This window comes from Synechococcus sp. UW69 (assembly GCF_900474185.1).
Taxonomy (GTDB): Bacteria; Cyanobacteriota; Cyanobacteriia; order PCC-6307; family Cyanobiaceae; genus Parasynechococcus.
In genome coordinates, this window is sequence record NZ_UCNW01000008.1 from 671,904 (window position 1) to 695,577 (window position 23,674).

Annotated in this window: 27 protein-coding genes and 1 tRNA gene; 18 read left to right on the top strand and 10 right to left on the bottom strand. The window is 60.9% G+C overall.

The genetic code is table 11. The features are described from left to right. Positions 1-23: 23 nt before the first annotated feature. The 5 genes from DXY29_RS07385 to DXY29_RS07405 are packed head-to-tail and all read right to left on the bottom strand — an operon-like array spanning position 24 to position 4,057. Positions 24-914, bottom strand: coding sequence for a M23 family metallopeptidase (locus DXY29_RS07385; RefSeq protein ID WP_371411070.1), 891 nt, complete (start codon positions 912-914; stop codon positions 24-26). 34 nt (positions 915-948) lie between these two features. Then, positions 949-1,716, bottom strand: a complete 768-nt coding sequence (locus DXY29_RS07390; protein WP_115024370.1) for a biotin--[acetyl-CoA-carboxylase] ligase — start codon at positions 1,714-1,716, stop codon at positions 949-951. A gap of 7 nt (positions 1,717-1,723) precedes the next feature. Beyond that, positions 1,724-2,914, bottom strand: coding sequence for an aminotransferase class I/II-fold pyridoxal phosphate-dependent enzyme (locus DXY29_RS07395; RefSeq protein WP_115024100.1), 1,191 nt, complete (start codon positions 2,912-2,914; stop codon positions 1,724-1,726). Beyond that, positions 2,901-3,227 carry a thioredoxin gene (trxA, locus tag DXY29_RS07400; protein WP_170952152.1) on the bottom strand — a complete coding sequence of 109 codons (327 nt, stop codon included), beginning with the start codon at positions 3,225-3,227 and terminating at the stop codon, positions 2,901-2,903. Before trxA ends, DXY29_RS07395 begins: the two co-directional genes overlap by 14 nt. Before the next feature lie 56 nt (positions 3,228-3,283). Continuing rightward, entirely contained in the window at positions 3,284-4,057 is a 774-nt protein-coding gene (locus tag DXY29_RS07405) for a PspA/IM30 family protein (RefSeq protein ID WP_115024103.1), read from the bottom strand. Between the two features lie 64 nt (positions 4,058-4,121). On the opposite strand from DXY29_RS07405, the gene DXY29_RS07410 reads away from it, so the two are divergent. Next, positions 4,122-4,643, top strand: coding sequence for a DUF721 domain-containing protein (locus tag DXY29_RS07410; RefSeq protein ID WP_115024105.1), 522 nt, complete (start codon positions 4,122-4,124; stop codon positions 4,641-4,643). An 11-nt stretch (positions 4,644-4,654) separates the two neighbouring features. Here the strand turns inward: DXY29_RS07410 and DXY29_RS07415 are convergent, their stop codons facing one another. Genes DXY29_RS07415 through DXY29_RS07425 form a run of 3 tightly spaced genes read right to left on the bottom strand, consistent with a single transcriptional unit; the run spans position 4,655 to position 8,506 of the window. Next, a complete protein-coding gene (locus tag DXY29_RS07415) occupies positions 4,655-6,484 on the bottom strand; it encodes a glycosyltransferase family 39 protein (RefSeq protein ID WP_115024106.1) in 1,830 nt (609 codons plus the stop codon). Next, positions 6,459-7,568 carry a glycosyltransferase gene (locus DXY29_RS07420; RefSeq protein WP_115024108.1) on the bottom strand — a complete coding sequence of 370 codons (1,110 nt, stop codon included), beginning with the start codon at positions 7,566-7,568 and terminating at the stop codon, positions 6,459-6,461. The genes DXY29_RS07415 and DXY29_RS07420 overlap by 26 nt, the downstream gene beginning before the upstream one ends. Next, on the bottom strand, positions 7,565-8,506 hold the full coding sequence (locus DXY29_RS07425) for a DMT family transporter (protein WP_115024110.1): 942 nt from the start codon (positions 8,504-8,506) through the stop codon (positions 7,565-7,567). Before DXY29_RS07425 ends, DXY29_RS07420 begins: the two co-directional genes overlap by 4 nt. 53 nt (positions 8,507-8,559) lie before the next feature. Here DXY29_RS07425 and sppA point away from each other — a divergent pair, with 53 nt between their 5' ends. The 14 genes from sppA (at position 8,560) to DXY29_RS07495 (ending at position 19,946) form a co-directional block, all read left to right on the top strand. Then, a complete protein-coding gene (gene sppA, locus DXY29_RS07430) occupies positions 8,560-9,372 on the top strand; it encodes a signal peptide peptidase SppA (RefSeq protein ID WP_115024373.1) in 813 nt (270 codons plus the stop codon). Next, on the top strand, positions 9,369-9,752 hold the full coding sequence (gene aroH / locus DXY29_RS07435; RefSeq protein WP_115024111.1) for a chorismate mutase: 384 nt from the start codon (positions 9,369-9,371) through the stop codon (positions 9,750-9,752). The genes sppA and aroH overlap by 4 nt, the downstream gene beginning before the upstream one ends. Before the next feature lie 76 nt (positions 9,753-9,828). Beyond that, positions 9,829-10,404 (top strand): DUF2808 domain-containing protein, encoded by a 576-nt coding sequence (locus DXY29_RS07440; RefSeq protein ID WP_115024113.1) that lies wholly within the window; start codon positions 9,829-9,831, stop codon positions 10,402-10,404. 46 nt (positions 10,405-10,450) lie between these two features. After that, complete coding sequence (rpmH, locus tag DXY29_RS07445; RefSeq protein WP_115024114.1) at positions 10,451-10,588, top strand: 50S ribosomal protein L34; 138 nt, start codon at positions 10,451-10,453, stop codon at positions 10,586-10,588. 61 nt (positions 10,589-10,649) lie between these two features. Then, entirely contained in the window at positions 10,650-11,036 is a 387-nt protein-coding gene (locus tag DXY29_RS07450; protein ID WP_115024116.1) for a ribonuclease P protein component, read from the top strand. After that, the gene (locus DXY29_RS07455) at positions 11,033-11,440 is read left to right on the top strand and encodes a PH domain-containing protein (protein ID WP_115024118.1); all 408 of its coding nucleotides are present in this window, start codon (positions 11,033-11,035) and stop codon (positions 11,438-11,440) included. The genes DXY29_RS07450 and DXY29_RS07455 overlap by 4 nt, the downstream gene beginning before the upstream one ends. A 56-nt stretch (positions 11,441-11,496) precedes the next feature. Further along, complete coding sequence (gene yidC / locus DXY29_RS07460) at positions 11,497-12,627, top strand: membrane protein insertase YidC (protein WP_115024119.1); 1,131 nt, start codon at positions 11,497-11,499, stop codon at positions 12,625-12,627. Further along, positions 12,624-13,160, top strand: coding sequence for a DUF177 domain-containing protein (locus tag DXY29_RS07465; RefSeq protein WP_115024121.1), 537 nt, complete (start codon positions 12,624-12,626; stop codon positions 13,158-13,160). Before yidC ends, DXY29_RS07465 begins: the two co-directional genes overlap by 4 nt. Then, positions 13,157-14,647 carry an AAA family ATPase gene (locus DXY29_RS07470; protein WP_115024123.1) on the top strand — a complete coding sequence of 497 codons (1,491 nt, stop codon included), beginning with the start codon at positions 13,157-13,159 and terminating at the stop codon, positions 14,645-14,647. The genes DXY29_RS07465 and DXY29_RS07470 overlap by 4 nt, the downstream gene beginning before the upstream one ends. Before the next feature lie 15 nt (positions 14,648-14,662). Continuing rightward, the gene (locus DXY29_RS07475) at positions 14,663-14,887 is read left to right on the top strand and encodes a hypothetical protein (RefSeq protein ID WP_115024124.1); all 225 of its coding nucleotides are present in this window, start codon (positions 14,663-14,665) and stop codon (positions 14,885-14,887) included. 42 nt (positions 14,888-14,929) lie between these two features. Further along, positions 14,930-16,207, top strand: coding sequence for a serine--tRNA ligase (gene serS / locus DXY29_RS07480; protein WP_115024126.1), 1,278 nt, complete (start codon positions 14,930-14,932; stop codon positions 16,205-16,207). 24 nt (positions 16,208-16,231) lie between these two features. Then, positions 16,232-17,314: an RIP metalloprotease gene (locus tag DXY29_RS07485; RefSeq protein WP_115024127.1), complete on the top strand. Its 1,083-nt coding sequence runs from the start codon at positions 16,232-16,234 to the stop codon at positions 17,312-17,314. Positions 17,315-17,370: 56 nt separating this feature from the next. Next, positions 17,371-17,673, top strand: a complete 303-nt coding sequence (gene rpsN, locus DXY29_RS07490; RefSeq protein ID WP_115024129.1) for a 30S ribosomal protein S14 — start codon at positions 17,371-17,373, stop codon at positions 17,671-17,673. Positions 17,674-17,780: 107 nt separating this feature from the next. Continuing rightward, positions 17,781-19,946: a polyribonucleotide nucleotidyltransferase gene (locus tag DXY29_RS07495; protein ID WP_115024131.1), complete on the top strand. Its 2,166-nt coding sequence runs from the start codon at positions 17,781-17,783 to the stop codon at positions 19,944-19,946. Between the two features lie 7 nt (positions 19,947-19,953). On the opposite strand, the gene DXY29_RS07500 is transcribed toward DXY29_RS07495, so the two are convergent. Beyond that, on the bottom strand, positions 19,954-20,871 hold the full coding sequence (locus DXY29_RS07500; protein WP_115024377.1) for a 3'(2'),5'-bisphosphate nucleotidase CysQ: 918 nt from the start codon (positions 20,869-20,871) through the stop codon (positions 19,954-19,956). Between the two features lie 26 nt (positions 20,872-20,897). On the opposite strand from DXY29_RS07500, the gene rsmI reads away from it, so the two are divergent. Continuing rightward, positions 20,898-21,755 carry a 16S rRNA (cytidine(1402)-2'-O)-methyltransferase gene (gene rsmI, locus DXY29_RS07505; RefSeq protein WP_115024375.1) on the top strand — a complete coding sequence of 286 codons (858 nt, stop codon included), beginning with the start codon at positions 20,898-20,900 and terminating at the stop codon, positions 21,753-21,755. A gap of 19 nt (positions 21,756-21,774) precedes the next feature. Beyond that, the gene (locus tag DXY29_RS07510; RefSeq protein WP_115024133.1) at positions 21,775-22,011 is read left to right on the top strand and encodes a hypothetical protein; all 237 of its coding nucleotides are present in this window, start codon (positions 21,775-21,777) and stop codon (positions 22,009-22,011) included. Positions 22,012-22,030: 19 nt separating this feature from the next. Here the strand turns inward: DXY29_RS07510 and DXY29_RS07515 are convergent, their stop codons facing one another. Further along, entirely contained in the window at positions 22,031-22,777 is a 747-nt protein-coding gene (locus DXY29_RS07515) for a helix-turn-helix domain-containing protein (RefSeq protein ID WP_115024135.1), read from the bottom strand. Positions 22,778-22,865: 88 nt separating this feature from the next. Here DXY29_RS07515 and DXY29_RS07520 point away from each other — a divergent pair. Beyond that, positions 22,866-22,939: transfer RNA gene (locus tag DXY29_RS07520), tRNA-Arg, on the top strand. Positions 22,940-23,674: the final 735 nt, after the last annotated feature.

Sequence of the window (23,674 nt, forward strand, 5' to 3'; positions counted from 1 at the left end):
CCTGTGTTTCGCTCAGGTTCCCCTTAGGGCTGCTGCCGTTCAAGGCTTCGCAACACCTGGCCAAGCAGCACCGAGACAGGATCATTTTCGAGACTCATCACAGAGGACAAATCCAAATCCCCTGGATCAACGGCCTGCCAACCAGCCCGCGATGGTGTGCGCAACTCGAAATGCAGATGCGGACCCGTGCTTAGTCCTGTGCTGCCAACGCGTCCAATCACCTCTCCCTGGCGCACCTGCTGACCGGGTCGTACGTAGATCTCCGAGAGGTGGCCATAGAGCGTGCGACGCAATGGATCGGCATGTTCCAGTTCGATGGCGACGCCATAGCCCCCCGCAAGACCACTGGTTAAGACCTGGCCGGAGAGAGCTGCCACGACGGGAGTCCCCTCAGGTGCCGCGAAATCCCGACCGGCATGCATCAGCCAACTCCCCAGGATCGGATGCAGACGCCAGCCAAACCCACTGCTCTTGAAGGCGTCTCCAGCAACAGGGAAGAGCAGTCGGCTATCGCCGTTTCCAGGGCTTGGCAGAGGACGCGGCGTGACCGCAAAGACGGATTCCAACCGGAATCTGCCACCATCGCGGGCGAGAAGCGCTGACACGGGAATACGCAGCGGCTGCTTGGAGGGGATCAAGCGAACACGGGCAGAGGATGGTGCCCCAGGCGAACGCCTAGCCACACCGGAGGCACACTCACGACGCGACAGAGCCCCACTGCGACAGGCGTCTTCGAAACGACTGCGGCCCATGGGAACCGCTGGAGCACCACCACGCTGGAGCATCTTGCGCTCCTGGGGAGTGATCACCCGTTGGCGCTCCAGAGCATCAAGAGACTGGTCAAAACCCTGAGCAGCCGCTGGTGGGATCAGCATCCAGATCGCCGCTAACCAGCTCAGCACTGGATGAGACATCGTCTAGGACAAATCCTATGGACGGCGGCGCAACTCAGGGCCAGCGTCGCCAGTTTTCGGTCCTTGAACCCTGACGCAACCGAAGAGCACCATCGTTTTCAAGACCAGTGATTTGCCAGATCTGACCATCCTGAGGATGAAGGAGCTGATCCGACCAGAGACGGGCCTGAACTCCATCGATGCACCAGGCACCATCGCCTCCAAGGCCGTGACAGTGATCCAAGGCAAGCAGGACCTCCGCTGTCCAACGGATCGGATCCGCAGCCTGCTGCCCTTCAAGCCTCCGCAGGGCAATGCCCTCGCCAGGAACAGAATTCCGCACATTCAGGCCCAGTCCGATGCGCAGCAAACGCAGTTGGGAACCACGCTGCACCACCCCCGGGAGAAGACCGGCCAATTTACGACCCTGAACCAACAGGTCATTGGGCCATTTGATCTGAATCGAAAGGCCCCGCCGCTCAAGCCGTTGCGTCACTGACAGTGCCAGCGCCAAGCCAAGGAGACCGGCTTGACCAGACGAATGACTCCTCCAGGGCAAAGCGGCACTGATCCAGACACCACCTTCAGGGGAAAGCCAGGTTCGACCCAACTGGCCAACTCCCCTGCGCTGGTGGGTGGCGATCACAGCGCGCGGCCCCGTCAACGAGGGCTGATCCCGCAACCAAACCGCCAGCAAGTCCTCTGTACTGCTGCACACAGGCACCCGACGAATGGTCCATGGGCGCGCTGATGCACCTGCGATACGGCGGTAGATCGCCATCAAACGACCACCACCCCGTTGAGGGCGTCGATGCTTGGTCATCCATCGATCAGCCATCCATTGCATCCGCAAGACGCGATGCGGCCTCCACCAGTTCGTTGACGGGCCGTACCAGCGCCATACGCAGCCACTGGCGGCCGCCGGCACCAAAACCCGACCCTGGGGTCAGCGCGACACCGCTGCGCTGGAGCAGTTCCCTGGCGGCATCCTCATCACTCCAGCCCTGACGACGGGCCGCAGCAGGCAAGGGGAACCACAGGTACATCGCCATCTCTGGACAGGGAACCGACCATCCACGTGCCGTGAGGGTCTCCACCACACGATCCCTGCGCTCGCGATAGATCGGATGCAACTGCTGCGGCCAATCAGGGAAGGCTTGCAACGCCTGGATCGCACCCTGCTGCAGAGCCAGGCTCTGATTGAAATCGATAACAGCCTTGGTGCGACGCAATGCGGCAATCACTGGCGCTGCACCAACCGCAAAACCCAGCCTGAACCCTCCTAGGCACCAGCCCTTCGACAGGGAGAAAAATTCAATTCCGGACGTCCTCCAGTTCGGAGCCTGCAACAGGCAGGGAGGCTGCCCATCCAGGGCAAGATCGACATAGGGATTGTCGTGAGCAATCACCACATCGTGCCGGGCACCGGTGGCCATGATTTGGTTGAGGTCTTCCTGATCCCCGACCCTGGCTGAAGGGTTGTGGGGATAGCCCAGCACGAACAACTTGAGCTGATCCCAGAGCGAGGAGGTAAGTCCCGTCAGATCCGGTCGCCAGTCCTGTTCCGGGGAAAGCGGCAAGGCCTTGGTTCTTGCTGCCGCAAGATGTAGCCCACCGGTGTGGGACGGATAACAGGGGTCCAAATGCAGGGCAGCGTCACCTGCATCGAGCACCGCCAGCGGCAGATGGGCGGTTCCTTCCTGGGATCCCACCAGGAACTGAACCTCCTGCTCGGGATCCACGACGACATCGAAGCGATGGCGACACCAGTCCGCGACGGCGGCATGCAGAGGCCTCAGACCGGTCTGAAGGCAATAGGAACCACTGCTGGGATCCATGACCGCTGAGGCCATCGTTTCGAGCAGGGCCGTGGGTGGCCGAAGATCGGACGATCCGATGGAGAGATCCACCAGATCTGGACGCGCAGATGACGACGCCTGGACCCGGTAAGCATGCTTGGCAGCATCAACGCGGGCGAAAACGGCGTTGCCCAGCGACGCGAGCCGCTTAGAGGTTGGCATCCAGGAAGGACTGCAGCTGCGCTTTGGCAATGGCACCTTCATGCCGCGCCACCACCTCACCGTCGCGGTAGAGGATCAGCGTGGGAATCCCTTGCACCTGATAGGCGTCACGGGTCTTCGGATTGGCATCAACTTCGATCTTTCCAACGCTCAGGCGATCGCCATAGGCATCAGCGACCCAATCCATAAGAGGGGCGATCAGTCGACAGGGACCACACCAGGCAGCCCAATAGTCCACAAGGACAGTGCCGGAAGCCTTAAGCACTTCACTTTCAAAACCAGCGTCGGTGAAATCGGCAACAGCTCCAGCCAAGGCACTCAAATGACTGACCCGATCCTATGGAAAACCGGATGACTTTCCCCGGATGGTCAGAGCTTGTCGATGGATCGCTTCAAATCTTCGAGCTCGGCATCCACTTCCTCCACCTGCACTGGCTTCACAGCCTCGGCCGCATCGGCCGCCGGCAGAGCGACCGCTTCAGGACCTCCCTTCAGCTGAGCGCGCAGCGCTTCGAGATCCTCATCAACGCCACCACCGCTTTCCAGGGCTGCGAACTGGCTCTCAAGATCAGATCCAGCCAGCTCAGCCGCGGCCTGACCGGTGGCCTCCATGGCCTCCACCTTTTCCTCCATCCGCTCGAAGGCAGCCATGGCTGAATCGGTGCCGATGTTGCCGACGGCGCTCTGCAGCTGCTGCTGAGCCTTGGCGGCCTGCGCTCGGGCCTTGAGCATGTCTTTTTTGGTCTTGGCCTCAGCGATTTTTCCTTCGAGGGCGACCAGACTTTTCTTGAGGGATTCCACCTGCCCGTCTTGGGCCTGCACCTGGGATGTCAGTGACGTCGCCGTCTCCTGGAAGGTCTTACGACGGGTGAGTGCTTCACGAGCGAGGGATTCCTCTCCCTTTTTAAGAGCCAGCTCTGCACGCTCGTACCAGGTCTTCGATTGGGCAGCAGCCTGTTCAGCCTGGTTGGTCAAACGCTTTTGACTTGCAATCGCGAGAGCAACGGCCTGACGCAACTTGACCAGATCCGCCTGCATGTCGGAGACGGACTGGTCGAGGATCTTGGCCGGGTCCTCCATACCGCTGACAGCAGCGTTGGCATTGGCGCGAACCAGCCTGCTCAGCCGATCAAAGAAACCCATTACTTGGCCTCAGACGCGCTGAGATTAGCGAGGTTCTCGCAACGGTTCTGCCTAGGATCAAGCCATGGCGGTTGCACCTGAATCCCAACGGCGGCGTCTGCCGGGCCTGGAACTGCTCCAATCAGCTGCGCCAGCGCCGGCGGAACCTTTGAAAACCTGTCTGGGCGCGCTTCAGAGGGAGTGGCGCAAAGACGATCATCTGGCCGCGCTGTGGCAGGACTGGCCGCGGGTGGCAGGCGCCCAACTAGCTCCTCACTGCCGCCCCTTATCACTCCAACGTGGAGTGCTCACTGTTGGAGCCAGCCATCCCCAATGGCGCCAGGCTCTCCTCTACAACCGGCCCCAACTGATCAGCGCCCTGCATCAGGCCGGCCATGCGGTGCGTGATCTGCGCATCCAGCAACACCATTCCCTACAAGCCCCTGTCTTGGAGAGTGAAGCCAGCATTTGGGCCCAGCATCCGAGCCGCACCGATGTCCATGGCATGGGGATCTGCCCCGACTGCGGCAGACCGGCACCCAACGGCGAAATGAAGCTCTGGGGGCACTGCGGGTTCTGCCACCGTCAGACGTTGTCTGAGTCATAGAGCTCTACTGCTCAGAAACGCTCAGGACGCGGTTCCCGCCAGTCGGCATCGACCCCATCGGCCTTCAGGGTTTGTGCCCGTTGCTCAAGGCGACTGCGGTCCAGACGCCACACGTCGTAAATCCCAATGCGTCCCAGCCGCTCAGGTTGCAGGTCGCTCCAGTGATCACGTTGTGCCGTCCCGCGATCGATCAGCACCAGCACGGTGCTGGATGCACCTGGGCTGCCGAGGGGGTATCCCCGCCATCCCCGCCGCTGTTCATGGGCCAGGCGATCCGCAATGTTGACCAGGGCGCCATCGGATTGCCCCTCATACAAGATCACCTGTCTTGTGTAGAAGTGCAGCGAAGGCTTCATGGCGCCAACCATGGCCATTGGTTCTCCGCTGCGCTGTTGCGACAGCATTAATGCTGCAGCGTCGCGGACCGGACGCTGACGCAGACGGTCTGCAAGTTCGGCAATCGGCACCAGAGCCGTGAGGTGAAAGCCCAGCAGGCAGGCCTGCATGGCCAGCAACGCCTGACCAGCGGAGCGTCGCTGCAGCAGCAGCAACGTCCCAAGAGTTGCTGCTGCACTGAACCAGATGGCGGCATGCCCCAAAAGACCACTGGCCAACAGATCCACCGACAACGTCGGCATCTCTGGATCGTCGATCAGCGGAACCCAGAGCGATCCCAGCCAAAAGCCACCAGCCAGGACGGCGATCAGAGCCAGGCTGGTGCCCCAGGCCAGCCGTTGCCAACGCGATGAGCCCAGCGTGGCCTGGGCCACCAGGAGGGCCGCCGCAGGGGTGGCGGGCAACCAATAACTCGGCAATTTTGTGGCTGCTGTGGTGAACAGCAGCAGAACCGCCAACAGCCAACAGGCAGCGAATTGCTGCAATGAATCCTCCGGTGCAATCCGCGATCGAGGCACCCGCGCCAGCCCCAACAACAGGTATGGCGTGAAGGGCAGCGCAGCCACGAGCATTACCGGGCCGAAAAACCACCAAGGCTGGAGGTGATCATTCACCACGGACGTGAACCGTTGAAGATTGTGGTAGCCGAAAAAGCTGTCCCAGAAAGGCTGTCCTTCCACCAGCAGCTCTAGGACGTACCAGGGAAGACTGATCAGGGCCGTCAGCAGCAACCCAGGCAACGGTCGCAGCCTCTGCCAGGGTTGAACGAGATCCCGTCGCAACGCTGCGAACATCAGCAGAGCGAGTCCTGAAAGCACAACAGCGACCGGCCCCTTGGCCAGAACCGCGAAACCGAGGATCACCCAAGCCGGCCACCACGCCACCTCTTGAGGGGCGGCAAAACGACGCCACTGCAGCAACAGGCTGAGACCCAGCAGGCCACACAGCAGGGCATCACTCACCGCGGTGCGGCTCCAGACGAGCACCAGGGGCGAGAAGGCAAATGCCAGCGATGCAATCAGAGCTGTACAGCGGGGACGCGCATCACCGGGGAACGGCCAGCGCAGCAAGGTATCGGCGATGCCAAGCATCAGCCCGACCGTGGCCAAGGCGGAAGGAAGTCGTGCCGCCCAACTTCCGAGAGGATCCCAAACTTCACGTCCGGGGAGGGCGTAACCGAACCCCATCAGCCAGTACACCAGGGGCGGTTTATCGAAACGAGGCAAGCCGTTGACCCGAGGCGTCAGCCAGTCGCCGGTGTCGGCCATGGCCCGCCCCGCTGCGGCGAATAATGGCGGTGTTTCATCCACGACGCCGGTGGATCCCAGCCCCCAGAGCGTGATCACGAGTCCCAGGGCCAGAACAAACGCCAGAACCTGGTGTCGCTGTCGTCCTGAAACATTGACCGACAAGGAACTCTCAGCGCCTGGAGGTGATGCTGACATCCGCCATCAGTCCTGTTCGAATCCAGGCTTCAACACGCTGGCTAAAGACCTCGCAGGAGGCATGGGCCTCAGCCCAGCTGCGGCAGGCGGAGCGCTCAATTCTTCCGACATGTCGCAAGGCCTCCGTAAGAGCGTCAACATCGTCGGGAGGAACCAGCCAGCCCGTGCGGCCTGAACAGATCAGTTCCCCCGGTCCGCCGCGGTCATAGGCGACAACCGGAACACCACAGGCCAGGGCCTCCACCACAACATTGCCGTAGGCCTCATTCCATTTCGGTGTGTTGACCAGAGCGCGGCAGCGCCCCAACTCCTGCTGAAGCTCTGTGGTAGATCGAAAACCGCGCCAATCGATCGTGCCTTCAGGAACACTCGCTTGCACCTGCCGGGCGTAGACCTCATCCTCTCGCAACCCCCAAACAAGAAGCTGTTCTCCCAGGGCAGCGGCCGCAGCAGCCGCATCCTCCAGCCCCTTTTCCGGAGCGATGCGCCCCGCCCAGCCCAGGGGGCCATTCGTCTGCGTCTGAAAGGTGTAGTTGGCCAAGTCAAATCCGTTGCCCACAACATTGGCGGGAGCTGGCAGCTGAAAATCAGCGGCCTGGCGTTGCGTATGGAAAGCGAGGCGGTGCGGGTCCCAGTCGGCGACGGCTTCGATCACATCGCGCATCACCGCAGCCACATCCCCCATGCTGATGAGATGAAAGAGCTTGGCGCTGACCCGTTGCGTCAGCCAGATCGGCAGCCAGTCGTAGCCACCGTTGATCACGGCATCGGCTGATTGACCTGCATCGAGGGCGGTCTCCCAAAGAGCAGGCAAAAGACCGTTGCGGGGAATCTCGACCGGTGCAAGCTCTGCGACGTGCTGCCAGCTCGGCTGATTCACACCCTCCACCTCCAGCAACTCAACACCGCTGCAATCGTCGGGAAGTGTTGAGCCTTTGGCGGCCACAACGGTAAGCCTGTGACCACGCCTTACTAGCCCCTGAACCAGCGATCGCAGGGTGAGCTCCACACCACCTCCCTCGCCACTGCCGAGGGCCCCGATAGGCGTGTTGACAACGACGAGATGGAGCGGAGCAGCCGTCATGAAGAGGCGTCCGTGATCGACAGCGGCTCCCAGATTCTTCGCCTTTGACTCACGAAGATCACCGACGCCAGCACCATCACAACACCAATCCACTGGAGCAGATCAAGGCGCTCGCCCAGCAACCAACCTCCGGTAGCCAGCGCGAAAACCGGTGTCAGGAATCCCAGGCTGCTGAAACTGGTGAGATCGCGTTGATTGGCGAACCAGAAGAACAGCCCATAGGCCAAAGCGCTTCCGAGAAGGCTCGCGTAGCCCATACGCGTCCAGTCTGTTGCCGTCCAGGCCAGACCAGCATCAGTTCGCTGCAGGGCATGGACCAAAAGCAGAGGAAGTCCCCCCAGCAACATGTGCCATGCCGTCACGGTGACCGGATCGCTGTGGCGTGAGGCAAAGCGAATCAACACCGTTCCAGCGGCCATGGCGACGGCCGCCAGCAACATCCAGCCCTCGCCGGGCTGAAACAGCTGCTGCACCAATGGCGGGTCAGCCAGCAGCCACCAGTGACCCAGCAGCTCAGCGGGCAAACCGATGCAGACGATGCCTGCCAGACCAATGGCCAGCCCCATCCAGCCGATGGGATTGATCGACTCCGTGAACAGAACGCGAGCCATCAAGGCCACCAGCAGAGGCTGGCAATCAATCAAGACAGAACCGAGACCCGCACCAGTCCCCTCCAACCCCCGCGCCAAAAGCCCTTGAAACAAGGTGGCATCCACCAAGGTGAACAGGACGAACCAAACCATGTCGCGCGAATCGATCGTCAGGCCACGACCGGTGCACTGCCCCCAGAGCAGAAGGGCCAAACCTGCTGGGACCAGTCGCAAGCCAGCGACAAGCCATGGGCCAGCGCTATCGAGCAAAGGAGCCATGGCAGTCATGGCGGTTCCCCAGAGCGCAAAGGGCAGCACCATCAGAAACCAGAGTCGCAGTGACGGCATGAATGGGCGCTTGGGTGCTCTTTTTAAGATCTGGAGTGATGCAGATGCGCAACATGTTCTGGCCCTGGCGGCGCAAATCCCGACGACGAATGGCTCGCATCGTTGTTGACGGCCCCATTACGGGTGCCACCCGGCAGCGGGTGTTGAAAGCTCTGCGGGAGGTGAAGCAGAGGGAATTTCCAGCCTTGCTGCTGCGAATTGACAGCCCAGGCGGCACGGTTGGAGACAGCCAGGAAATTCATGCGGCCCTCCTCCGGCTCAGAGAACAGGGCTGTCGCGTGGTGGCCAGCTTTGGCAACATCTCCGCCTCCGGTGGTGTCTACATCGGCGTCGCAGCGGAGAAGATCGTTGCCAATCCAGGCACGATCACCGGTTCAATCGGTGTGATCCTGCGGGGAAACGACCTCTCCAAGGTGTTCGAACGGATTGGAATTCGCTTCGACACAGTGAAGAGTGGTCCGTTCAAGGACATCCTTTCCCCTGATCGCCCGCTCAGCGATGCGGAACGCGCTCTGCTTCAGGAACTCATCGACAGCAGTTATGGCCAATTTGTGGGCGTTGTGGCGAAGGGGCGAAACCTTGAGGTGGAGACGGTGAAGCGTTTCGCCGATGGACGGGTGTTCAGCGGTGAACAGGCGCAGGCCCTGGGATTGGTTGATGAACTCGGGGACGAAGACCATGCCCGGCGCCTCGCGGCGAAGCTGGCAGAGCTCGACGAGGACGACATCCGTCCCGTCACCCTGGGCAAACAACGCCGAAAACTAAGCGGTCTGCTGCCGGGATCCCAGCTCTTGCATCAACTTCAGCAGCGCCTGTCGCTCGAGTTGATGGGAAGCGGTCAGGTGCTCTGGCTTTACCGCCCATGACCAGCTCTCCCCTCGTTCTGAGAGGCCTGCGTGGGGCCACCACCTGCACGGAGAACAGCACGGACGCCATCAAAGCCGCTGTGAGCGCGTTGATGGACGCCCTGGTGGATCGCAATGGGCTAACCCCAGACCAGTTGGTGTCAGTGACCTTCTCGGTTACGGCCGACCTGGACGCCTGCTTCCCAGCCGCCATCGCCCGGCGACGCCCCGGCTGGGACACGGTGGCCTTGCTCGACTGCCAACAAATGGCCGTCCAAGGAGATCTCCCTCGCTGCATCCGTGTTCTGGCCCACGCCTGGATCCCTCAGGACCAGACACCCATGCACCCCTATCAAGGCGACGCACAGCGGCTACGACCAGATAGATCTGGTCACAACTGACAGATCACCCTCCGGCCCCTGAATTCACCGCCCAGCGATTGGACTCAGGAGAATCCCATTTAACGAGACGTTTCCTATGGCCCGTTCCACTACAAGACGTTTGCTCGCTGGAGCCGGCACTGCAGCGGCCCTGCTGATTGGCTCAACTCTGACCGGCATTTCAGAGCAGACCGCGAGCGCACAGGGCACTCCTGGCCTGATGGAATTCCGCTGGGACACGGACCGCGACTACCGCAAGCTGTACTACTACCAGACCTCCAACATCGAGAGCGACCGCTCTGAATGGTTTCTGACCTTGCGTGAAAAGGACCGCAAGACAGCGATCCTCAAACTCACCGTCACCGTGCCGGACTACTTCGACTCCAAGCTGAAACCCCACCGCATGCGCCTGTGCCGTACCACCGTTGGCGGCATGATGAGCCGGAGCAAGTGCCTCGAAGAGATCCCAGCCGTCATCCAGGTCAACGAAGACCAGACAGCGATTGAAGTCTTCCCCGACACACCGCTGCCTTCAGACGGCGACTACTCGCTTTCCATCAAGTTGTTCAATCCCCAGGGGAAGCGCATGTATCAGTTCAACGCCCTGGTGCAGGCTCCCGGAGATGTGCCGATGTCCGGCTACCGCGGCAGCTGGCTGATTGATGTGGACTGACTGATAAAATCCCAGATTCAGATCGGCCGGTAGCCAGGAGACGTCCATGACTAAGCGCACCCTCGGAGGAACAAGCCGCAAGAGGAAGCGCGTCTCGGGTTTCCGTGTACGCATGCGCTCCCACACCGGCCGTCGCGTGATCCGTACACGTCGCAAACGCGGCCGCGCTCGTCTCGCAGCCTGATCTTTGGGGATGAATCCAGGGGGTTCATCCCGTCTTCGAGCCCACTCAACAGGATTGGTTGATGGTCCTTCCCGCCTCCATGCGATTGCGCGGGCATCGATGCTTCAACCGCTTGCACCGATCCTCAAAGCGCCAACACGGAACCTTGATGGTTCTGCGCGTTGCCGCAGGAGACTCCAATCTGCTTCGTCGAGAGCTGCGGGGCATCCAGGATCAGTCCTGCCGCTGCGCTCTGGTGATCAGCAGCAAGGTGAGCAAGCGCGCCGTCAAGCGAAACCGTCTCAGGCGACTTCTGCACACGCACCTGCGTCGACGTTTCGAACGACGTAGCGATCTGGCAGGGCGCTGGCTTTTGATCAGCCTTCGTCCGGAAGCCGCGGAAGCCGAACCCACACAGTTGCTCGAAGAATGCGACAGTCTTCTGAGAAGCGCCGGACTGGATCCATGACCAGCATTCAGGAAGATGTCCACTACGACGGTGGACCAGCCCGCGGAGACCTGATCTTCAACATTCTGCTCGGCTTCACGCTGATCGGTCTTCCCTTCACCATCGGCGCCGTTGTGCGTGCCCTGTGGCTGCGCTTCCGCATCACCAGTCGCCGGATCTCGGTGACGGGCGGCTGGATGGGAAAAGACAAAACCCAAGTGGTTTATTCCCAGATCACCGAGGTCCGCACCGTTCCCAGAGGCTTTGGCGCCTGGGGAGACATGGTGTTGGTTCTCCAGGATGGCGCCAGGCTCGAAATGCGCTCGATGCCTCGTTTCCGGGAGGTGGAGGCCTACATCCTCGAGCGAATCAGCAGCCGGGCTGCAAATGCCCAGCAGAAATCGACTGAAGGTTTCGCCGCCTGAGTGCAGCTGTTCATGCACACTGGCCTCACAACGTCCCGCCCCCCCGTTTCTTCAACGTGATCGGATACATCTCCGACAACCTGCTGATTCCAATCCTGGACTTCTTCTACGGATTGGTGCCCAGCTATGGCTTGGCCATCGTCGCCCTCACTCTCGTCATTCGGATCGCGCTCTATCCCCTGAGCGCAGGATCGATTCGCAGCGCCCGGCGCATGCGTATCGCTCAGCCCGTGATTCAGAAACGACAGGCTGAAATCAAGAGCCGGTTTGCCAACAACCCTCAGAAGCAGCAAGAGGAACTGGGCAATGTGATGAAGGAGTTCGGCAGCCCCCTGGCGGGATGTCTGCCGCTGTTGGTGCAGATGCCGATCCTGTTCGCTTTGTTTGCAACGCTGCGGGGTTCGCCGTTCGCGGACGTCCCGTACACCTTGAACATGAAGGTGATGCCGGCGGACCAGATCGCTGCGGTTGAACCCAAGCCGTTCAACAGCGCCAGCCATTCGATCTTCATTAGCGAAACCGACCACGTTCCGGTGATTGCCAGCCTGCCCCGGGGCACAAAAATCGGCGTTGGCGACAGTGCCATGGTGAACCTTCACACGAAGGATGGTCGAGCCTTCAGTGACGTTCTCACCGGCGTTGAAAACTCTGGACGCTTCGCCCCGAGGTGGGAAGTGACCAAGGGTGATGACATCGTGAGCGTCAGCGATGACGGCACGATCAAGGCAATCGCCGCCGGCGATGCCACCGTTGAAGCGAAGATTCCAGGCCTGGCAGCCCGCAGCGGCTTCCTGTTCATCAAAGCCCTGGGCCAGGTCGGCTTCTATGCCGATGGTGCGATCAATTGGGATATCGCCATTCTTGTTGCCGGCTTCGGCATCACCTTGTTCATCTCCCAACTGCTGTCGGGCATGGGGATGCCTGCCAACCCCCAGCAGTCCACAGCAAACAAAATCACCCCGGTGATGATCACGGGAATGTTCTTGTTCTTCCCCCTACCGGCCGGCGTTCTGCTCTACATGCTGATTGCCAACGTGTTCCAGGCACTGCAGACCTTCATCCTCAGCAAAGAGGCACTGCCCGACAACCTCCAGAAAATCCTGGACCAACAAATGGCTCAGAAAACGGTGACGGTTTCGGCCACTTCAGGCGGTTCACGGCTGCCGTTTGAACCGAAGGGCAAGTGATCGAGGCACTGGAGCCTGTTCCCCTCCAGGAGCTCCGGGCCTTGGGCACACCGAAGGTCTGGGAGGTTGAGGGAGAGCTCGATCAGCTCCCCTCTCTCACACCAGTGCGAGGCCATGTCTCTGCAGAGCACCGCGGCAACGTCTTGGTGGTTCAGGGGAAACTCAGCACGATCGTGACCCTCTGTTGTGATCGCTGTCTGAACCAGTTCAATCAAAACCTCAGCTGCGCCCCCTCTGAATTGATCTGGCTGGGCGCAGCCCCACCAACGGCCGACCAGCTAGAGCATTCTGGAGAGGTCGCCGAGATGGAAGGTCTGGTGGATGTTCTCGATCCACGCGGCGAATTCGATCCCCAGCAATGGGCGTTCGAGCAGCTCAATCTGATGCTGCCCGTCGTGAATCACTGCGGTGATCACTGTCCAGGACCACCTGGCTTAAACCTGAAGCCCGTGACCTCAGACTCCACATCGAAGGAGGTTGATCCGCGCTGGCAGGCCCTTGAACAGCTCCAACAGCGGCTGGAGCAGCAATGAGCAGTGCAGCCTGGGGACACCAGATCGACCTTCTGGTCCGTGCACGCACGCCACTGATCTGGGTCCGCAGCAACGAGGAAGCACGGGTTGAAAGCCTTTTGGGAGAAGCCGCTCAGCGACTTGCACGCCAGCTGGTCTGCTGGAATTTCATTGATGGCATCAGCGGGCCGGTGAATGCCGATGGCCAGGGAAGTCGTCAACCGATGGCCATGCTGCAGTGGCTCCAGCAACGGGATGTGGGCAGTCCGACCCTGCTGCTCGCCAAGGATTTTCATCGCTTTTGCGATGACCCTGGCGTCGCCCGGATGCTGCGCAATCTCGAAGGATCGCTACGCACAACACCACACACTCTGGTGCTGTGTTGTGGGCAATGGACACCCCCAGGCGATCTCGAAGAAAGCCTCACCCTTCTGGATCTCCCCCTTCCCGACAACGACGACCTGCGCCGACTGATCAGCAGCATCAGCACCAGCAGCGGCAGTCCCCTCCCAGCTCATGTGTTGGATGAACTGGCGCAGGCCTGCAGTGGGCTCAGTGAGATGCGGGTTCGCCAGGTCGCTGCCCGCTCCCTGGCCCGCCGCGGCCAGCTGGGGCCGGACGATCTTCAAGACGTGCTCGAGGAAAAACGCCAGACCATTGCCCGCAGTGAGGTGCTGGAGTTCTGCCGCAGCGACGCGGGCACGGAAGCCATTGGTGGCCTCGAGGGTCTCAAAACCTGGCTGCAACAACGGCACAGGGCATTCTCGGAAGATGCGCGGCGCTTCGGACTGCCTCTCCCCCGTGGGGTGCTGCTTGTTGGCCCCCAGGGAACAGGGAAGTCACTCACCGCCAAGGCGATCGCCTGCAGTTGGTCCATGCCCCTGCTTCGTCTGGATGTGGGGCGTCTGTTCGCAGGTCTGGTGGGGGCCAGCGAGGCACGCACCCGCGAAATGATCCAACGCGCTGAAGCGATGGCGCCCTGCGTGCTCTGGATCGATGAAATCGACAAGGGCTTCGGGGGAGATGGCCGCAGCGATGGCGGCACAACCCAGCGGGTTCTGGCCAACGTGCTCACCTGGATGGCGGAAAAACAGTCACCGGTGTTCGTCGTCGCCACGGCCAACGGCGTCGAGAAACTTCCACCAGAGCTGCTGCGCAAGGGGCGTTTCGATGAGATTTTTATGCTTGATCTGCCCAGCAGCGCTGAACGCAACAGCATCCTTCAGCTGCATCTGGAACAGAGACGACCTGGGCTGAAGCTTCCCCTAGCGACCGTGGTGAGCCGTAGTGATGGGTTCTCTGGAGCCGAGCTGGAGCAAACCGTGATCGAGGCGATGCACCTGGCCTTTGCCGACAACCGTGAATTGACGGAACCGGATCTGATTGGTGCCGCCTCCCAGCTGATCCCTCTCTCACGCACAGCCAGCGAACAGCTGGAGAAGCTGAAACAGTGGGCGGCCGGCGGCCGCGCTCGCCCCGCTTCTGTTGCTGCAGGTAACGAAGCCTGACGCGGCGTAACGAACGTGGCGCTGGATCAAGGCGACAGCCAGCGCTCTCCCTACGGTCCAACAAATTGCCTAACCCCTGTGGAGCGCCACAACGACATCGCCACCCAGCTGTGTGTGGCCTGCCTCGGCGCTGGTGTGATCACCACCATGGCCGTTGCCCAGGGTCAGAGCCCCCTTACCGCCCTTGGCATCACCCTGTTTTCAGGCATCGCAGCGGTGATGGTTGGCCAGGTCCTCTGAAACGGCCTGCCATAGGCTGCCGGCGCTGACCCCCCTGAAACCGTGCTCGATCAGCGCCTTGTGCGTGACAACCCCGAAACGATCGCCCAGCAACTGGGGCGACGAGGCAAGGCGGTTGATCTCACCAAACTGCAGCTGATCGCTCAGCAGCAGCGTGATCTGGAGCAACAACGCAGCAGCCTTCAGGCGGAAGGCAACCAGATCGGCAAAGAGGTCGGCCAGCGGATCAAGGCAGGTGCTGATCCCAAAGGCGAGGACGTCGCCGAACTTCGCCAAAAGGGCAATGCCATCAAGCAGAAGGTGGCGGTTCTTGAGGACGAGGAAAAGCAGCTGTCGAGTGAGCTCAAGCAACAGCTGCTTGGTTTCCCCAACCTGCCGGCCGAAGCCTGCCCTGACGGGCGCAGTGAGGAGGACAACATTGAGGTGCGCCGCTGGGGCAGCCCACGCGTTGAAGACAACCTGGAAGAGCACTGGCAGATCGCTGAACGCCTGCAGCTGCTCGATACCGAACGATCCGTCCGCATCGCTCAGAGCCGGTTCGTCACCTTGCTGGGCCAGGGAGCACGCCTGGAGCGTGGCCTGATCAACTTCATGCTCGACCTCCATGCGAGCAAGGGGTACCGGGAAGTGCTGCCCCCGGTGCTTGTGAACAGCGCCAGCCTCACCGGATCAGGACAACTGCCCAAGTTCGCTGAGGAGAGCTTCCGTTGCGCGGATGACGACCTCTGGCTGACACCGACCGCCGAGGTGCCGGTGACCTCCCTACACAGGGACGAAATCATCCCGGCGGATCAACTGCCGCTGCGCTACGCCGCCTACAGCCCCTGTTTCCGCCGTGAGGCCGGCAGCTACGGCCGCGACACCCGAGGCCTGATTCGCCTTCACCAGTTCAACAAGGTGGAGCTGTACTGGTTTGCACATCCGGATCACTCCGAGGAAGCCCACCAGCAGATCACCGCTGATGCAGAAGCTGTGCTGCAAGCCCTGGAGCTTCCCTATCGAGTCTTAGACCTGTGCACCGCCGACCTTGGCTTCTCAGCGCGCCGGACCTACGACCTCGAGGTCTGGCTCCCTGGGGCGGGTGCCTACCGGGAAATCTCGAGTTGCAGCGTCTGTGGCGATTTCCAGGCGCGACGTTCCTCCATCCGCACCAAAGAAGGCAAGGCAACGAAACTGGTCCACACCCTGAACGGCAGCGGTCTGGCCATTGGCAGAACCATGGCGGCCCTGCTGGAGAACGGCCAACAGGCAGACGGCAGCGTTCTGCTGCCCAAAGCCTTGGTGCCTTACGTCGGCCGCGAGCGACTCCAGCCAGAATGATCCGATCAGAATCCTGACGGGAATATGAACGTATTGGCGGCCCTCCTGGTCCTTGCTCTGCTGATCGTGGTGCATGAAGCAGGACATTTCCTTGCAGCCACACTCCAGGGCATCCGCGTCAGCGGCTTCTCGATCGGCTTCGGTCCTGCACTGCTCAAGAGGCAACGTCGCGGTGTGACCTACGCCCTGCGGCTGTTTCCCCTTGGTGGCTTCGTTGCCTTCCCTGACGACGACGAAGACAGCATGATCCCGGCGGATGATCCGGATCTGCTGCGCAACCGGCCGATCCCCCATCAAGCCCTGGTGGTTGCAGCGGGGGTGATGGCCAATCTGGCGTTGGCTCTTGTGGTGTTACTGGGTCAAGCAGCTTTTGTCGGTGTCCCTGCTGCGCCGGAACCGGGGGTCCTGGTGGTTCAAGTGCAACCCGGTGGGGCCGCCGCCCGCTCCGGCCTCCGTGCCGGCGACCAGATCCTCAGTCTGAACACCAAACCCCTCACTGCAGGTCAACGCGGCGTCGAGGCAATGGTGCGGGATGTGAAAGCAGCACCGCAACAATCCATCCGTGTGGAGCGAAAACGGGGGGACGAGACGACCACCGTTCAACTGATCCCCGACGATCAGCAGGGCATGGGGAAAATCGGTGCCCAACTGCAGGCCAACATCAGCGGAGCGATGCGCCCAGTGCATCATCCCGGGGAACTCCTTCTCACCACCGGCTCGCAGTTCAGCCAACTGCTGCAGCAAACCGTGCGTGGCTACGCCGGTCTGTTCACCAACTTCAGAGCCACCGCAGGCCAGGTGAGTGGTCCGGTGAAGATCGTTGAAATGGGGGCTCAGCTCAGCCAGCAGGGGGGATCGGGGTTGGTGCTCTTCTCAGCACTCATTTCGATCAATCTGGCGGTGCTCAATTCGCTCCCGCTGCCACTGCTCGATGGCTGGCAGATGATGATGCTTGCGATCCAATCCGTTCGCGGTCGTCCTGTTTCGGAACGGATTCAAATGGCCTTTGCACAATCTGGTTTTCTTCTTCTGGTGGGTCTCACCCTTGTGCTGATCGTGCGTGACACCAGTCAGCTGCCCGTGGTTCAGCAATTGATGGGTCGCTGAGGCAGAGAGGGCGCCCGTGTATCGTTGACGATTCAATCGCTCGCTGCCCCCGCTGCATGGCCAAGAAGTCGATGATCGCTCGCGATGTGAAGCGCAAGAAAATGGTTGAGCGCTATGCGGCGAAGCGCGCAGCACTGATGGCAGCGTTTAATGCAGCCGAAGATCCGATGGATCGTTTGGAGATCCACCGCAAGATTCAGGCTCTCCCCCGCAACAGTGCACGCATCCGTGTTCGCAACCGCTGCTGGGCCACAGGCAAGCCCCGCGGTGTTTACAGGGATTTCGGCCTTTGCCGCAACCAGCTTCGTGAGCGCGCCCACAAAGGAGAACTGCCCGGCGTGGTTAAGTCCAGCTGGTGATCCATTCCTCGCCATGGCGTTGCCACGGGGAGGTTTGACCTCCCCTTTCTTGTGAAGAGCAGCCATGAAATGTCAGACTTGGGATTGACAAAAGGACATAAGACGTCGTGCAAGGACAAACCCAGTCGATCTCCTTTGACGGACGTGAGATTCGACTGACCACCGGGCGCTTTGCCCCTCAGGCGGGAGGATCCGTCTTGGTGGAGTGTGGCGACACCGCCGTGCTTGTCACAGCAACCCGTTCCGGGGGCCGTGAGGGCATTGATTTCCTGCCACTGATCTGCGACTACGAAGAGCGCCTCTATGCGGCTGGGCGCATTCCCGGCAGCTACATGCGTCGTGAAAGCCGCCCACCAGAACGGGCCACCCTCACGGCTCGGCTGATTGACCGCCCCATGCGGCCCTTGTTCCCCAGCTGGATGCGTGATGACCTGCAGGTGGTGGCCACTTGCTTGTCTCTCGATGAAAGGGTCCCCGCCGATGTTCTGGCGGTAACGGGCGCTTCCATTGCCACCCTTCTGGCAGGCATCCCTTTCAACGGCCCCATGGCGGCGGTGCGCGTGGGTCTGCTGGGGGACGATTTCGTCCTCAATCCGAGTTACCGGGAAATTGAACGGGGTGATCTGGACCTCGTGGTCGCCGGAACCCCTGACGGCGTGGTAATGGTCGAGGCCGGTGCCAACCAGCTGCCGGAACAGGACGTGATCGAAGCGATTGATTTCGGCTACGAAGCGATCTGCGAACTCATCAAGGCTCAGGAACAACTCCTCAAGGATCTGGGCATCACCCAGGTGAAGCCGGAGCCCCCCGAACAGGACAGCACAGTTCCCGCCTATCTGGCCAAGCAGTGCACCAAAGCCATCAGCGCTGTCCTCAGCAAATTTGATCAGAGCAAGGAGGAACGGGATACAGCCCTTGAGAAAGTGAAGGGCGAGGTTTCAGAAGCCATCGCAGCCCTCAAGGACGACCATGCCGTCCGCCAGGCTCTGGCCAGCAGCTCGAAGTTGCTCGGCAACAGCTTCAAGGCGCTGACCAAGACGTTGATGCGTCAACAGATCCTCAAGGACGGCAAGCGCGTCGATGGACGTGGCCTCGACGAGGTGCGTCAGATCAGTGCCATGGCCGGAGTCCTGCCGCGCCGAGTGCACGGCTCAGGTCTGTTCCAGCGCGGACTGACCCAGGTGCTGTCCACCGCAACGCTGGGCACTCCCAGCGATGCCCAGGAGATGGACGACCTCCATCCCAATACCGAGAAGCTGTATCTGCACCATTACAACTTCCCTCCCTACTCCGTCGGTGAGACCCGGCCGATGCGTTCACCCGGACGTCGTGAAATCGGCCACGGAGCGTTGGCCGAGCGGGCCATTCTTCCGGTTCTCCCTGAGAAGGACACCTTCCCCTATGTGGTGCGTGTGGTTAGCGAAGTGCTCAGCTCGAATGGCTCCACCTCCATGGGTTCTGTTTGCGGCAGCACCCTGTCCCTGATGGATGCTGGTGTGCCGTTGAAAGCCCCCGTGAGTGGCGCTGCCATGGGCCTGATCAAGGAGGGCGATGAGGTGCGGATCCTCACCGACATCCAGGGAATCGAGGATTTCCTCGGCGACATGGACTTCAAGGTGGCCGGAAGCGAAAAGGGCATCACAGCCCTGCAGATGGACATGAAGATCACCGGCCTGCCAGTGAAGACGGTGGCCGAAGCCGTCAATCAGGCGCGCCCGGCGCGACTCCACATCCTCGAGAAAATGCTCGAGGCGATCGACACACCGCGGGACAACCTCTCTCCTCACGCCCCACGCCTGCTCAGCTTCAGGATTGATCCTGAGCTGATCGGCACCGTGATCGGTCCCGGCGGACGCACCATCAAGGGCATCACCGAACGCACGAACACCAAGATCGACATCGAGGACGGCGGCATCGTGACCATCGCGTCCCACGATGGTGCTGCAGCTGAAGAAGCCCAGAAGATCATCGAAGGCCTGACCCGCAAGGTCAACGAAGGCGAGGTGTTCTCCGGGTCGATCACCCGCATCATCCCCATTGGTGCCTTTGTGGAGATCCTTCCTGGCAAGGAAGGCATGATCCACATCTCGCAGCTGTCCGAAGCGCGGGTGGAAAAGGTCGAGGATGTCGTGAAGGTGGGCGACGAAGTCACCGTGCGGGTACGAGAAATCGACAACCGCGGACGCATCAACCTCACCCTGCGCGGTGTGCCCCAGGCCGGTGAGACCTCCGAGGTGGAGCCTCAGCCCACCCCGGTAGCACCGCTCAGCTGATCAGGTCTCAGACCTGAAAGCCGGGATCGATCTCGGCCATGGCCCGCGTCGCACGCTCTCCGAGCTCGGCGTGGGCTTTTCCATGGCTGGCGATCAGACAGCCGGCCTGACGAACATCGCCGGTGTTGTAGGTGAGGTCGGCCTGATCCGAATGGGTGAAGCGACCACCGGCTGCCAGCAGCACCGCTTCCGGAGCCGCCATGTCCCAATCCTTGGGAGCGCTCTTGCCGGATAGGGAGACGTAGAGGTCGGTTTCGCCTCTCAGGATCGTGGCCACCTTGAAGCCAACGCTGCCCACTGCTTTGGAACCGCCGAGATTGAGGGCATCAATCAGCTTCACCAGACGGTCGTCGCGGTGGCTGCGGCTGGCCACCAGGATTAGATCCGAAACCGCGGTTCTGTCGCTGAAGCGAACCGGCGACCGCTCACCTTGACGGTCTTCACACCATGCTCCTTCGCCGACGATGCCGATCCAGAGTTCATCGGCTTCCGGCAGCAGCACCACCCCAAGAACGGGGCGCCGCCCCCGCACCAGAGCCAGATGAACGGCGTATTCGCCTGTGCCCTGCAGGAAATCCTTGGTGCCGTCCAGGGGGTCGAGGATCCAGAGCCACTCTGCAGGCAGTGGTTGGCCTTCAGTGAGCTGCTCCTTAGCAGTCTCCTCACTTAACAGCGTCCAGTCGGCATCCGCAAAGGAGCTGGACAGACCATCCAGCAACCACTTGTTCACGGCCAGGTCAGCCGCAGACACCGGCCCCTCTCCGCCGTCATCAACACTCAAAGCTTTGGGAAAACCGTGAGGGGGTTGCTCACCGCGGGCATAGGCCCGCAAGATGTCGGCTGCTCCCCAGCTGAGGCGACGAAGTTCCGTCAGCAGAGCCTCCTGGTTGACGCCGGAGGGGAGAACGGCAGAGCTGGGCATCATGATCAATGCAGGCGCTCGCCATTGTGATGCAGCGGGATGAACCAAGCGGCGGCAGCCTCTATCTGGTGGGCACCCCCATTGGTCATCTGGGGGATCTATCCCCGCGAGCCCGCGACGTGCTCAAGAACGTCGATGTGATCGCCTGTGAAGACACCCGCCACAGCGGACAGCTGCTGAGCAACCTTGGCGCCAGGGCCCGCAAGGTGTCCTTTCATCAGCACAACACCCGCACACGCGTGCCCCAACTTCTGGATGTTCTGGCTGAAGGGCAAAGCCTCGCCGTGATCAGTGATGCAGGCCTGCCTGGCATCAGCGACCCCGGCGAAGAACTGGTGGCCGCTGCGCACCAGGCCGGCCATCCGGTGATCTGTATTCCAGGCCCCTGCGCAGCCACCACTGCTCTTGTGAGCAGTGGATTGCCCAGCGGACGCTTTTGCTTCGAAGGATTTCTGCCTGCCAAGGGGAAGGAGCGACGGGCCCGCCTCGAAGCCATCAGCAACGAAAGTCGAACCACCGTGCTGTACGAAGCACCACACCGACTGATCACGCTGCTCGAGGAACTTCAGCAACACTGCGGAGGAAGCCGTGCCCTTCAGGTGGCACGAGAACTGACCAAACGCCACGAAGAGCAGGTAGGGCCGACGGTGGAACAAGCCCTGCAGCACTTTCAGCATCACCCCCCGCAGGGTGAATGCACTGTTGTGCTGGGAGGAGCACAACCGGCAGAGCCGGAGGAACCCGACGACAGTGACCTGCTCAAGCAACTGCAGGCGTTGCAGGATGCCGGCGCAACCGCCAGTGACGCGGCACGGCAACTGGCCCAGGCCACAGGTCTGTCAAGACGACGGCTGTATTCCCTCCTGCACCAGGGCACGTCAAACTGAGCCTGTCGACGGTTGTGCTGTGTTGATTCGCCTGCGTCTTCTGCTGATCAGCCTGGGGAGTGGTCTGCTGCTCCTGCTGCTGCTCTGCCTTGGAGCGCAGAACCTTCAGGATCGCCAAGCGCTCAAGCTTGGGGGGCAGCGCTCCGTTCCTCTTCCCACCGGTTTTCTCGTGGGGATAGCGCTGGTGATTGGCGTGATCAGTGGCGGAACAAGCACCGCTGTCTTGCTTCCCGATCAACGCGATCGATTCGATTAGTGGTGTTCAGCTGGATCGCTCAGGCGTCAAGCGCGATCAGCGTTCCATCCAACACCAGCCTTGTGATGCCTCGGGCAAGCAGATAGCTGCTGGTGCGCTGAAAGACAGCGGTATCGGGGACCTTGATCACTCTTTGGCTGCGACCGCACTGGCGTTTGGCCTCTCGAGGACTCGCAAACAGACACAGCCCCTGGCGTGTCTGCTCGGCGTCATCCAGGAAGCCCAACTCTGGAAACTCCTTGAGGGGCCGGGCATCCAGCTCGACCACCTTGTCGACGAGCATGTAGGCGCTGTCAGGGAGCAAATCGACACTGAACGGTTGCGCCTGATTCAGCGGTCGATCACTGAGGTCGCCAACACCGACGAGGGGCACGAGCTCTGTGAAAGTCTCAGTGATGCCGATGTCGTCGTCTTCGTTGAGCTCTTCTTCAGCGTCCTCGCCGAAATCATCAGCGTCATCGAGGGCCAGACTGCTTTCATCACCTGTGAGGGAGTCATCCTCGGGCTCCTTCTGTGGGGATGCAACAGCAGGGGGCTCCGGTTCAGCCTGAATGACGGGATTGACCGGGGGAGAGGCCGTCGATCCCTTGAGGCGAGTGGCTTTCAGCGCGGCATAAGCATCAGCTGGCAGCAGTGACTTCACCGTGCGGCTGACGGTATTGGGGCTGCAGCCGAAGGCCTCAGCCAAAGCAGCTGTTGACTCGCCGGCCTTGTAGCGACCGACCAGATCCTGCTTCTCGCTGTCGCTGAGACGACGCGGCGCCATTGATGCCGACCAACAGCCCATCACCTTAGGAGGCACAAGGCATGGAAATCCAGCCCGCCTGAAGCAGCCTGCCAAAATGAGATCGCTTGCTCCCTTAGCTCAGCTGGATAGAGCAACTGCCTTCTAAGCAGTCGGTCGATGGTTCGAATCCATCAGGGGGCGTCACCAAAAACATAGCCACAGCAGGGGGCCGGTCCCTGAATCCGTGATCCAGTGGAGATCTCCTGCAGAGGAGGGCACCTCTTTCGAGCGGGTGCCCTCCTCACCCCTAATGGGTGATAAAACCCGCTGAATAAATCACTCAATTAGAGGAGTTGATTCCCAGCTGAAATGGAGATGGTGAAGAGATCCAGGAGGCATGACCTCCGCAACACTTCAAACCAATGACCAACAACACCAAAGCCGCCAAGACTTCCTTAGTTAAGTAAGCCGCAACTGGAGTCGTATTCGCACTGGCTCCTTTCGCAGTCGTCACTGGCATTGCTGCAGTCAGTGCCCCTCTGCTGATACATACGGCACACGTTGCACCACTCAGTGCTTCAACTACAGATGTGAAACCCGCTGCTATTGATCAGATAAAACCCTTGTCGGGAAGCCTGAAGTCTTCGAACTGAAAGCTATACAAAACCCTTCGGGGAAAAGCAGGGGGCGTTGTGATTGTCGCTATCCATCTCCCGACAAAACCTCACACACCATTCACCCCGTCAGCGATGGCGGGGTTTTTATATATCCACCGCTCAGGCCAGCCTGTAGTCAGTCACCTCACTTGATTTCATTTGGTCGGCACCAACAACTCAATTTCAACTGCACTGGCTTTGCATAAACGCCATGGTGTTATCGGAGTTTCCCCTCCATCCAATGGTCCCTGCATGACTATTGGGCGCTGAGTGTCAGCGT